The organism is Streptomyces sp. NBC_01476, assembly GCF_036227265.1.
GTDB lineage: Bacteria > Actinomycetota > Actinomycetes > Streptomycetales > Streptomycetaceae > Actinacidiphila.
Genome location: NZ_CP109446.1, coordinates 3,488,734 through 3,500,673 on the forward strand (window position 1 = coordinate 3,488,734; position 11,940 = coordinate 3,500,673).

At 75.9% G+C, this 11,940-nt stretch carries 7 protein-coding genes; 4 read left to right on the forward strand and 3 right to left on the reverse strand.

Translation table 11 applies throughout. The features are described 5' to 3' along the window. Nucleotides 1-10: 10 nt before the first annotated feature. The 3 genes from OG552_RS15360 to OG552_RS15370 form a co-directional block, all read right to left on the reverse strand. Nucleotides 11-1,153 carry a hypothetical protein gene (locus OG552_RS15360; RefSeq protein ID WP_329133241.1) on the reverse strand — a complete coding sequence of 381 codons (1,143 nt, stop codon included), beginning with the start codon at nucleotides 1,151-1,153 and terminating at the stop codon, nucleotides 11-13. A 422-nt stretch (nucleotides 1,154-1,575) separates the two neighbouring features. Next, entirely contained in the window at nucleotides 1,576-2,814 is a 1,239-nt protein-coding gene (locus OG552_RS15365) for a DNA polymerase III subunit delta' (protein WP_329133243.1), read from the reverse strand. A gap of 267 nt (nucleotides 2,815-3,081) precedes the next feature. Then, a complete protein-coding gene (locus tag OG552_RS15370; RefSeq protein WP_329133245.1) occupies nucleotides 3,082-5,343 on the reverse strand; it encodes an asparagine synthase-related protein in 2,262 nt (753 codons plus the stop codon). 893 nt (nucleotides 5,344-6,236) lie between these two features. On the opposite strand from OG552_RS15370, the gene OG552_RS15375 reads away from it, so the two are divergent. From OG552_RS15375 to OG552_RS15390, 4 genes are all read left to right on the forward strand, one after another. Continuing rightward, the gene (locus tag OG552_RS15375; RefSeq protein ID WP_329133247.1) at nucleotides 6,237-7,652 is read left to right on the forward strand and encodes an MFS transporter; all 1,416 of its coding nucleotides are present in this window, start codon (nucleotides 6,237-6,239) and stop codon (nucleotides 7,650-7,652) included. 145 nt (nucleotides 7,653-7,797) lie between these two features. Beyond that, entirely contained in the window at nucleotides 7,798-9,021 is a 1,224-nt protein-coding gene (lhgO, locus tag OG552_RS15380) for an L-2-hydroxyglutarate oxidase (RefSeq protein WP_329133249.1), read from the forward strand. Nucleotides 9,022-9,418: 397 nt separating this feature from the next. Beyond that, nucleotides 9,419-10,165, forward strand: coding sequence for a tRNA (guanosine(46)-N7)-methyltransferase TrmB (trmB, locus tag OG552_RS15385; RefSeq protein ID WP_443071166.1), 747 nt, complete (start codon nucleotides 9,419-9,421; stop codon nucleotides 10,163-10,165). Between the two features lie 501 nt (nucleotides 10,166-10,666). After that, nucleotides 10,667-11,932, forward strand: a complete 1,266-nt coding sequence (locus OG552_RS15390; protein ID WP_329133253.1) for a PrsW family intramembrane metalloprotease — start codon at nucleotides 10,667-10,669, stop codon at nucleotides 11,930-11,932. The last annotated feature ends 8 nt before the right edge of the window (nucleotides 11,933-11,940 follow it).

Sequence of the window (11,940 nt, forward strand, 5' to 3'; positions counted from 1 at the left end):
TTTGAGTGATTTACGCGGGAGGCCCGGACGTCGCCGCGTGCGGGGGCGCGGGTGGGTGGGTCGCCCCGGGGGCTGGGGACCGGGCCGCTCCGGGGGTTGGGGTCCGGATTGCTCCGGGGGCCGGGGACCGTGTTGCCCCGGGGGCCGGGTTCCGCACCGGCCCGGACGCAGGGGACCGGGTCGCCGTAGCGGCCGGGGTCCGCGCTGCCCTGGGGGCCGCCGTCCGCGCCGGCCCGTCCAGCTTCTCGGTCAGATACGCCGCCACCAGCCCCATCAGCTCCCCCCGCTTGGCCACGCCGTCCAGCAGCCGCACCGCGTCCCCGCTGGGGTGGAGTTCCTGCCGCAGCCGCCGCGCCGACGCCCGCGGCGCGCTCTCCCCGCTGGCCGCGGCCAGCAGCAGCGACGGGTGGGGGCCGGTGGTCGGGGCGAACGGCGGGTACGTGCCGGAAACGCCGGCTCCCGCGCGGTAGCGGTCCGGGTTGGCCAGCGCCTCCCGTACCGCGCAGGGCGCCTGCGGGCCGATCCCGAGCACGCCGCGGGCGCTCACGGCGGTCAGCGACCGGTAGCGGCGGGCCACCTCGGAGAGCACGGTGGCCGAGTCGCGGTCGCAGCTGTCCGGCATGACCAGCAGGAACGGGTCCGCCCGGCCCTGCCGCACGGCCTTCGCGAAACCGGCGAAGAGATCACCGTCGGCGCTGCCGTCCCCGTGCACCAGCACCACCGGGAAGGCGATGCCGGCCGCGCGCTGCCCGTCGTACCGCGGCGGCAGCCACACCCGGGTGCCGTCCCGCAGCATCTGCAGCGTGCCGCCGGCCGGGTGGGAGAGGGTACGGACCTCGGGCGGCGGGGGCGCGGGCGCCGGGGTACGGGGCGGCGGCGACGGTACGGGGACGGCGGTCGGCGAGAACGCGACCGGCGCGGGTGACGCGGTCGACGCGGGTGCCCCGCCGGAGGCGGTCAGCAGGGGTACGGTCAGGCCCACCGCCACCAGCGCGGCGGCCCCGGCTGCCGCGGCCCGCAGCGCCGTACCCCGCTGGTCGACGGGCAACTCGTACGCCAGGCCGAGCCGTTCCGCGTGCCAGTGGCGTACCGCGCGCAGGGTGAGCAGCGCGGTAGCGGCGACGGCCGCCAGCAGGAACAGCAACGTGAGCACGGCGGGACCCTCTCGGCACGACTGCGCCCCCGCGGGGACGCGGTACGGAACGAGGGCGCTCCCTGCACCTTGCATCGGTGACCGCGCCACCCGGCCACACCGTCACGGCACGGCCCCACCGATCACCCGAAGGCACTACCCCGCTGCGCGGGCCGACCCCGAAGACCCTCGGGCGGGGCCCCCACCGGAAGGGACCCGCGGCCGGCAACGGCAACCAGCCGCAAACCCGACGGCCCGGCCGCCACGCACCGAGGAGGAGAGCCGGCCGCCCAGGGGCCTGGGACCCCGGAAACCGAGAGCCCGGGCCGCCGGGCGGGGCGGCTCGCGGGGAGGCCGCGGGGCACAACCGGAGAGGCGCGCCAGCGACCGGGCTCCGGGGAAACGAATTGGCCCGCCCTCTCCGCCGCTGAAGCCCCGGGCGGTTAGCCGGCGCGGAGGGCGAGGGTCATGGCTTCAACTGCCAGAAGGGGCGCCACGTTGTGGTCGAGGGCGTCGCGGCAGGCGAGCACCGCCTCTATCCGGCGCAGGCTCTGCTCGGGGTGGGAGGCGCCGGCGATCTGGCGGATGCCGTCCATCGCCTCGGCGTTGGCGACGGTCTCCGGGGAGCGGCCGAGCTGGAGGGCGAGCACGTCGCGGTAGAAGCCGGCCAGATCGGTCAGCGCGAGGTCGAGGGTGTCGCGCTGGGTACGGGTCGAGCGGCGCTTCTGCCGGTCCGCGAGATCCTTCATCGCGCCCGCCGTACCGCGCGGCATACGGCTGCCCAGGCCCGCCGCCGCGCCGAGCGCCGCCCGCATCTCCTCGGTCTCCTTCGCGTCCACGCCCTCGGCGACCGCCTTGGCGTCCTCCGTGGCGGAGTCGACGAGTTCCTGAGCGGCGCGCAGGCAGCCGCCGATGTCGGCGACCCGCAGCGGAAGGCGCAGGACGGTCGCCCGCCGGCTGCGGGCGGACTCGTCGGAGGCGAGCCGCCGGGCCCGGCCGATGTGACCCTGCGTGGCCCGCGCGACCGTCGCAGCCAGCCCCGGGTCGATGCCGTCCCGCCGGGTCAGCACGTCGGCGACGTCCGCTACCGAGGGCGTGCGCAGGGTCAGCAGCCGGCAGCGGGACCTGATGGTGGGCAGCGCGTCCTCGACCGAGGGGGCGCACAGCAGCCACACCGTACGGGGAGCGGGCTCCTCGATCGCCTTGAGCAGCACGTTGGCGGCGCCTTCGGTGAGCCGGTCGGCGTCCTCCAGCAGGATCACCTGCCAGCGCCCGCCGGCCGGGGACATCGAGGCGCGCCGCACCAGGTCCCGGGTCTCCTTGACGCCAATGGAGAGCACGTCGGTACGGACCGCCTCCACATCGGCGTGGGTGCCGACGAGCGTGGTGTGGCAGCCGTCGCAGAACCCGCACCCGGGCGCCGCCCCGAGCGCCTTGTCAGGGCTGACGCACTGCAGCGCCGCCGCGAACGCCCTGGCCGCGGTGGACCGGCCGCTGCCGGGCGGACCGGTGAAGAGCCACGCGTGCGTCATGGACGACCCCGCCCGTACGGCCGGCCCGGCGGCGCCCTCCGCCCCCGCCCCGGTCACCGCACCGTCCACCAGCTCGGCCGCGTGGCTCGCGGCAGTGGTCAGCTCGGCCACGGTACGGGCCTGCCCGACCACGTCGTCCCATACCGTCATCCGTCACCCTCGCCTTCTCGCCTTGCTTCGTCCGCCGACCGCACTCCTCATTCTGCGGCACACCACCGACAGCCCCGGCCCGGAGGCATCGAAGAAGCGCACCCGGTGGGTCAGGGTCCGCTCACAGCCCAGGGCCCCCGCACCCCGAAGGCCCGGGAAGCCCGCACACGCCCGGCCCCCGCCCCCCAAAGCCCCCGCACCCCCAGAAGCGACCGCACCCCGAGAAGACCCGAGAAGACCCGAAAAGAAAAGCGACCCCACCCTCAGTCACAGCGAAAGCCGCTGCACCCCCGACGCCACCGCCCGCTGCTCCGACTCCCCCGCCCCGCCGGTCCAGCACGAGCCCCGGCGGGCCAGCAGCCGCCGCAGCCACAGCTCGACCGCGACGAGTTCGCCGAGCCCGTCCAGGCCGACCGGCTCACCGCGGGCCGCCGACTCCAGCGCCTCCCGGATCGTGCCCGCCTCGATCAGCCCCGCGTCGGCGAGCAGCGGCGCCTCGAAGAGGTCGAGCAGCGGGTCGATCGCGGCCCGCAGTCCCTGCCGTACGGCCCCGCCGGCCACCGACGAGACCGACGAGGCGCCCCAGCCGGCCGGCAGCTCGCGGACCCCGGCGCCCTCCAGCACCTCGCGCAGCACCTCGGCGCGGGCCCCGGGCCGTACCCGTACCGCGCTGGGCAGTGCCCGGCAGGCGCGTACCACCTGGTTGTCGAGGAAGGGCGCGTGCAGCCGCTGGGACGGCACCGCCGCCGCCTGTTCCAGCACCCGGTAGTCGGCCGCGTGCCGGGCCAGCGCCGCGCGGGCGCGCCGTTCGCCGGGGCGTTCCAGCGGCCAGGGGCGGCGGGCCGCGTCCTGGAGCCGTACCGACACCTCGGCGAGCGCCTCGCCGGTGAGCCAGCGGGCGGCCGGCCCGGGCCGCACCCACGCCATCGCGGCCAGCGACGCGGCGAGCGGCCCGCCTCGCGCGCCCCCGCCCGCGTCGGCGAACTCGCGGCGCATCAGCCGCATCGCCGCGTCCTCCACACCCTGTTGATACGGCATGCGGGCCAGCCGCCTGGCGGCCCGGTAGACGGTGACAGGCACGGTGAAGGGCACCAGCGCCGAGTGCCCGGTCGCCGCGCCGTCCGCCCTGGTCAGCGCGGCCATCGGACGCAGCAGATGCCGGCGGCGGCGGTCCATCAGCAGGTCGGCCAGGCGGGCCGGGTGCGCGTCGAGCACCTGCCGGGCGCCGTAGCCGATCAGGTGGTCGGCGCCGCCCGCGGCGAGCCGGCGGCGGTGGCGTTCGGCGAGGATCAGCGAGGGGCCGGGTTCGTCGGTGAGCGGGCCGAGCGCGCCGCCGGCCAGGTCGGCGTAGGGGAGCGCTTCCGCGCCGCCGGGCACGACGATGTGCCGCAGCCGCGGGTCGGTGCCCATCGCGCGGGCCCGTTCCAGCTCGGCCTCGCGGGGGGCGGCCGAGCCGCCGCCCACGAGGTCGTTGAAGGTGACCGCGAGCAGCCGTTCCCCGGCCAGTGACCCCGGGGTCCCCGGCAGGGTGCCCGGCATGCCGGGCAGTCCGGCGGCGAGCAGGGCGAGCGTCGCGGAGGCGCTGCCGCCGGAGAGGTCCGCGCCGATGCCGGGCGCCGGTGCCTCGTCGCCGTCGGGGACGAAGCGGGGTTGCGCCAGCCGGGCCCGTACGGCGTCGACGAGCGCGTCCCGTACGCCCTCGACCGCCGCTTCGGTGTCCGCGGAGCTGGCCTGCTGGTGGCCCACGGCGAGCGAGGCCGTCGGTTCGTACCCGGTGATCTCGGGCGCCCCGTCCCGCAGGATCAGCGCGTGGCCCGGCGGCACCCGGCGTACGCCGAGGTAGGGGGTGCCGTCCAGCAGCGCCTCGGGGGCGTCGGGGCAGGCCAGGGTGGCGGCGAGGTGGGTGACGTCGAGCCCGGCCTCGATCAGGTCGGCGAGCGGCAGCGCGGCGGTGGCGTAGGCCGTACCGCCGGACCAGCGGGTGTGGAAGACCGGGCGGGCGCCGGCCAGGTCGCCCAGCACCGTGATGCGGCGGCCGAGTTGGAGGACGGCGGTGTAACTGCCGGGCCAGGCGGTCACATGGCGCAGCGCGCCGCCGCGGGCCGCCACCAGGCCGAGGCGCAGTTCGGAGTCGCTGGCGCCGCACCGGCCGAGCACCGCGAGCCGGGCGATGCCGGCGTAGCCGTTGGGGCCGTTGCCGGTGGGGCCGCCGCCGTGCTCCGGGCCGCGTTCGCCGTAAGGCCGCTGGTAGGGCCGCCCGTTGGCGTACGGACCGCCGTACGCGCTGCCGTCGTAGGCGGACCCGTAGGACGTACCGCCGTTGGTGCTGCGGCCGTTGCCGCCGGCCCAGGCCGGGTCCGCGGTGACCACCCTGATCTCGTCCGGCCGCCAGTCGCCCACCGCCCAGAGCGGATCGGGTTCACCCCACAGGAGTTGGGCGCCGACCGGCTGGAGCGTGCGGTTGCGCGCCTGGGCGGACCCGGGAACGGGACCCGCGGTGGTACTGCTCCACCCCACCAACCACCGCATCGCCGCCTCCACAGGCTGTGGACAGCCGGTGCGCGGGCGCCATCGCCGCTCGCCCCGCCTCGTCGCCACGTCTGATGTCCGGAAGACCATGCTGCCACGTGCAAGCGCGCAAAGAGGCGCATGGGTGCACCAAGGAGCGACGGGTCGCACGCCAGAAGCGGGCGGGAAACGCGCGGGAGACGAAACGTCTGATTCGCGCCAAAGTCTGCGGCACTTGCCGCAGTTGATATGCCGGACGGATGGCGGGGCGGCGACCGGGGTCAACAGGCCCTGGACGGCGGTGCGTTGGGCGACGGCGGGAGCGGGTGCGGTCCACGGCGGCGGGGTGCGACGGCCCGGGAGGCATGTCCCATCCTCCCGGGCCGGTCCGCCACCCGCGGGGATTGTGGCAGCGGAACCCCCCGACCCGCCCACCCCGTCATGCCGCCTGCCGGGGCTGCGGGCCGATCCACGGCCACCATGCAAGCGCCGCAGCTCCGACCGGCACAGAGCGCACGGCCGGGCGCACGGCCACATATACCGGGAGCACACGCCAGAACGCGCGCGTGCCGCGTCCGTCCCGCCGCCCGCTCGCGCACCCCGGCTCCGCGACCCCCGCGCGGCCCCCGGCCGCCCCTGGCAACCCCCGCGCACCGCCCGTACATTGGCCGGTAAGGGACTGCTTTCCGGCCATCCGGCACAAGGCTCTTAACGGTCGGGATGCGGCGAACTACGCTGGGTGTACCCGGTTCGCACACGTACGCGCGGCTCGGGTGTCCGGCGCATGCACCGCGCCCGCCGGGAAAGGGCGTTCGCGGTGGCTGAATCGGGCTCCAGGGGAGGGCGACCCCCGTACCCCACGACATCACCAGGCCGGCCGGCCTGCCCCCAGCGGCATCACGAGGTGAACCGCAGTGAACAGAGAACACCGCGGGCCGAACGAGAAACTCGGCGCCCTTCTCGCTCTGGCGGGTATCAGCAACGCCGGACTCGCCCGACGGGTCAACGACCTGGGCGCGCAACGTGGTCTGACCCTGCGTTATGACAAGACGTCGGTGGCCCGCTGGGTCACCAAGGGCATGGTCCCGCAAGGTGCGGCCCCCCATCTGATCGCCGCGGCCATCGCCGGCAAGCTCGGCAGACCGGTCCCGCTCCACGAGATAGGTCTGGCCGACGCCGACCCGGCGCCCGAGGTCGGCCTCGCCTTCCCGCGCGATGTCGGCGAGGCGGTGAAATCGGCCACCGATCTGTGGCGGTTGGATCTCGCCGGGCGCCGTGGCCCGGGCGGTGGCGGCATCTGGCAGAGCTTGGCCGGATCTTTCGCAGTCAGCGCTTACGTCACTCCGGCGTCCCGCTGGCTGATCACCCCGGCCGACGCCACGGTGGCCCGCGACGCCCCGGCCCCCGGCATGGCGCATGTCGGCCACACCGATGTCACCAAGCTCCGCGAGGCGGCCGAGGACGCCCGCCGCTGGGACTCCAAGTACGGTGGCGGCGACTGGCGTTCGGGCATGGTCCCGGAGTGCCTGCGGGTCGAGGCGGCGCCGCTGCTGCTCGGCTCCTACAGCGACGACGTGGGCCGTTCGCTCTTCGGCGCCACCGCCGAACTCACCCGGCTGGCCGGGTGGATGGCCTTCGACACCGGCCAGCAGGAAGCCGCCCAGCGCTATTACATCCAGGCGCTCCGGCTCGCCCGGGCCGCCGCGGACGTACCGCTCGGCGGTTACGTTCTCGCCTCCATGTCGCTCCAGGCCACCTACCGCAACTTCGCCGACGAGGGCGTCGACCTCGCCCAGGCGGCCCTGGAGCGCAACCGCGGTCTCGCCACCGCCCGCACCATGAGCTTCTTCCACCTCGTCGAGGCCCGCGCCCACGCCAAGGCCGGCGAGGCCGCGGCCTGCGGCGCCTCACTGGCCGCCGCCGAGGCGCTGCTGGAACGCGCCCGGGAGGGCGACGCCGACCCCAGCTGGCTCGGCTTCTACTCCTACGACCGCCTGGCCGCCGACGCCGCCGAGTGCTACCGCGACCTGCGCATCCCCCGCCAGGTCCAGCGCTTCACCGAGCAGGCGCTGGCCCGGCCCACCGAGGAGTTCGTCCGCTCGCACGGCCTGCGGCTGGTGGTCTCGGCCGTCGCGGAGCTGGAGTCGGGCAACCTCGACGCGTGCTGCGCGGCCGGCGTCAAGGCGGTGGAGGTGGCCGGCCGCATCTCCTCGGCCCGCACCACGGAGTACGTCCGCGACCTCCTGCACCGCCTGGAGCCGTACAACGACGAACCCCGCGTGCTCGAACTGCGCGAAAGGGCTCGCCCGCTGCTGGCCGCTCCGGCATGATCGTCCCCGACGGCAGGGGCGACGCCGCGTCCTGCTGAGCCCGCCCGGCTCCGGGCCCCCGGGGGTCCCGAGGTCCCGGGGGCCTCCCTGGGTCCCTCCCGGGGGGTACGAGGGCAGCAGCGCACTACGGAGGAGCCGCACCGACGTGACCACGGATCTCACGGTGATCGGCGCCGGCATCGTGGGCCTGGCGACGGCCTACGCGCTCACCCGCGCCGCCCCGCGCGCCTCCGTCACGGTGCTGGAGAAGGAGTCCGCCCCGGCCCGCCACCAGACCGGGCGGAACAGCGGCGTCATCCACAGCGGCATCTACTACCGCCCCGGCACCCTCAAGGCGCGGTACGCGCTGGCCGGCAACGCGGAGACCGCCGCGTTCGCCGCGAGCCACGGCGTCCCGTACGAGATCACCGGCAAGCTCATCGTCGCCACCACGCCCCCCGAACTCCCCCGCCTGCACGCCCTGGTCCAGCGCGGCCGGGAGCACGGCCTGACCGTACGCGAGCTCGGTCCGGCGCAGATCGCCGCGTACGAGCCCGAGGTGGCGGGCCTGGCCGCGATCCACGTCGGCTCCACCGGCGTCGTCGACTTCGCCGCGATCACCGCCGTACTGGCCCGGCTGGTCACGGAGGCGGGCGGCACGATCCACTACGGGCGGCGGGTCACCGCGATCGAGCGGGACACGGACGCCGGGGTCACCGTCCGGGTCGCGGGCGGCGCCCCGCACCGCACCCGGGTGCTGGTCAACTGCGCCGGCCTGCACAGCGACCGCGTCGCCCGGCTGGCCGGCACCGACCCGGGCATGCGGATCGTCCCCTTCCGCGGGGAGTTCTACGAGCTGGTCCCGGAGCGCCGCGGGCTGGTGCGCGGCCTGGTGTACCCGGTGCCGGACCCGGACTTCCCGTTCCTCGGCGTCCACCTCACCCGGGACGTCCACGGCGGGGTCCACCTCGGCCCCAACGCGGTGCCCGCGCTCGCCCGCGAGGGATACCACCGCGGTACGGTCCGGCTGCGCGACCTGGCCGGCACCGCGGCCTTCCCCGGCACCTGGCGGATCGCCCGCCGCCACTGGCGGCACGAGGTCGGTGAGCTGCGGCGCTCCTTCTCCAAGCGCGCCTTCACCGCCGACGCCCGCCGCCTGCTGCCGGCGCTGCGCCCCGCCGACCTGGTGCCGGCGCCCGCGGGGGTGCGGGCCCAGGCGGTGCTCCCCGACGGCACGCTGGTCGACGACTTCCTCTTCGGCGGCTCCGGCCCCTTCGTTCACGTCCTCAACGCCCCCTCCCCCGCGGCCACCGCCGCGCTCCCGATCGGCCGCGAGGTCGCCCGCCGGGCGCTGGAGGCGCTGGAGGGAGCGGGGCCGCCGGCGGCGTGAGCGACGCGTCTCGGGGGAGCGTCGGGGACGCGGGGACCGTATGGGGTGCCAGTCGCGCGGCTGACGCGGGCGCGGTCCTTCCGTCCGGGCCCTGGACGGCGCCCTTCCCGCCGGAGGCCGCCGGGCCCTGGGTGCGGGCGGATCGTTCCCTGAGCGCTGCTCACGCGGTACGTTCCCCCGGCACGCGACCTCGGCCGCCCTGACCCGGGCCCTCCGCGCGGGGACCGTCCGGGCAGCGGCTGCGGTCCCTCGTTCGGGCCCTGGGCGGCGCCCTCGCAGGCGGGTGGACCGTTCGCGGGCCTGGGCGGAGCCCCTCCCGCCGGACGCCACCGGGCCCCCGCGCGCGGGCGGGCGGCGGCCGTATGCCGGGGCGGGCCCGCGGCGGCGGCCCCGTAGAATCGATCCCATTGTGTCCAGCGCTCCCGTCACCGTGAAGTTCCCCGCGGGTCCGGCCCCTGATCCGGCCGGGTCGCGCGATGAGCACCGCATTCGTTCCTTCCACGCCCGCCGCGGGCGGATCACCCAGGCCCAGGCCGCGGCGATCGAGCGGCACTGGCCACGGTGGGGGGTGGAACTGGACGGCCGCCCGCTCGACCTGGCCGCGCTCTTCGGCTCCCCCGACCTGCCGGTCGTACTGGAGATCGGCTTCGGGATGGGTGACGCCACCGCCGCGATGGCCGCCGCCGACCCCGGCACCGGAATCCTCGCGGTCGACGTGCACACCCCCGGCCAGGGCAACCTGCTCGCGCTCGCCGACCGGGCCGGCCTGACGAACGTACGGGTGGCGAACGGCGACGCGATCGTGCTGCTGCGGGACATGCTGCCGCCGGCCTCGCTGTCCGGCCTACGCGTTTACTTCCCCGACCCGTGGCCCAAGGCCAAGCACCACAAACGCCGCCTGATCCAGCCGGAGTTCCTCGCGCTGGTGCTCCCGCTGCTGCGCCCGGGCTCGCTCGTGCACTGCGCGACGGACTGGGAACCGTACGCGGAGCAGATGCTGGAGGTGCTGACCGCGACGCCCGGGCTGACCAACGCGTACGGGGGGTTCGCGCCGCGGCCGGACTTCCGGCCGGAGACGAAGTTCGAGCGGCAGGGGCTGGCGAAGGGGCACGTCGTACGGGACCTGGTGTTCCGGCGGGTGTGACGGGTGAGCCCGGGGGCTGGTCCCAACGGCCGTGCGTGGCGGGGTCGTTGACGCCGTACCCGGCGGGGCTCTCGACGCCGTGCCCGGGCGGCGCTTCCCGGCGGGGCCACCGGGCCCGTTCCGGAGGCCGTTCCTGATCCCTACGCACCCTCGCGCGGTGTCGGTGCGTGCCCGTACTGTCGACAGGTGTCCACGTACTCGTCCTCGTCCGATTCGACCTCCGTTTCCGTAACGGGCGAACCGGAGGCCGCGACCGGAACCGAGCCGGCCGCCGGGTCATTCACCGGGTCACTCACCGGGCCGCCGACCGGCCCGCCGACTGGGCCGCCGACTGGGCCACCCACGGAAGCGCCCACCGGACCGCCGACCGGGTCACCCACCGGACCGCCGGCCGGAGCACTCACCGGGCCGCCGGCCGGGGTTCCCGGCGACGTACCCGGCGCGACGCCCGCTGACGCCCCCACCGGCTCGCCCGCGGGCACGCCCGGCGGCACACCCGGCGTGCACTACGTACCCCGCCGCTCCTTCTGGGAGAGCAAGGGCGTTCGGACCGGCGCGCTCTTCACCGGGCTCGCGGTCTGCGGCGTGGTCATCCTCGCGCTGGTGCGGCAGCACATAGGCACCGGGCCGTTCCTGATCGGCCTGGGCCTGGCGATCCTGCCGGTGCCGCTGCTGCTGTGGGCGTACCTCTGGCTGGACCGGGTGGCGCCGAGCCCCTGGCAGAACATCGTCTTCGCCATCGCGTGGGGCGCGTGCGCGGCGACGCTGGTGGCGATCTTCGCCAACGAGTACGGGCAGAAGCTCGTCACCTCCACCTTCTCCGGTACGCCCTCGCAGTCCGACCGCTGGGGCGCGACCTTCGTCGCGCCACTGGTGGAGGAGTCCGCGAAGGGCGCCGCCGTCCTGCTGCTCTTCCTCTTCCGCCGCCGCAGCTTCGAGTCGATCGTGGACGGCATCGTGCTGGCGGGGGTGGCGGCTACGGGCTTCGCGTTCACCGAGAACATCCTCTACCTGGGCACGGCGGTCAACGAGGACCGGGACCTCGGGTCGTCGATCCTGGGCTCCACGACGGCCGGCACCTTCGTGGTGCGGGTGCTGATGACGCCGTTCGCGCACCCGCTCTTCACGTCCATGACCGGGATCGGCTTCGCGCTCGCGGCGACGGTACGGCCCGGCCGCCACTGGCGCTGGCGCTGGGTCCCGCCGCTGGCCGGCTGGGTGCTGGCGATGGCGCTGCACGGCACGTGGAACGCCACGTCGCTGACCTCCCCGACGGTCTTCCTCACCGTCTACTTCGCGGTGATGCTCCCCGCCTTCGGCCTCCTGGTCGGGCTGGCCTTCTGGGCCCGTTCCAACGAGCTGCGTACCGTCCGCACGCACCTGGCCGTCTATGCCGCCGCCGGCTGGCTGGCCCGCGGCGAACCCGCCGCCCTGGGCTCGATGGCCGCGCGGGGCACCGCCCGCCGCGAGGCCCGCCGCCTCCAGGGCGAGGCGGCGGCCCGCACCGTACGGGACTACATCGCCTTCGCGACCCACCTCGCCTTCCTCCGCGCCGCCGCGACCCGCGGCGCCCCGCCCCCCGACTTCACGGCACGCGAGTCCGAACTCCTCCACCACCTGTGGACCCGCAAACCCTGGGCCCAACCGGCCCTCCTCGCCGCCGCCTCCCCACCACCCCCCTACCTCCTCCCCCCACCCCGCCCCTGGCCCCCACCACCCCCCTACACCCCCTGGCTCCCGCCGCCGGTGGGCGGCAAGCACTTGTAGGAAGATGG

What these genes read in the sequence shown, in the direction of transcription:
- OG552_RS15365 (WP_329133243.1), bottom strand. Translation starts at nt 2,814, where the DNA reads ATGACGGTATGGGACGACGTGGTCGGGCAGGCCCGTACCGTGGCCGAG.
- OG552_RS15370 (WP_329133245.1), bottom strand. Translation starts at nt 5,343, where the DNA reads ATGCGGTGGTTGGTGGGGTGGAGCAGTACCACCGCGGGTCCCGTTCCC.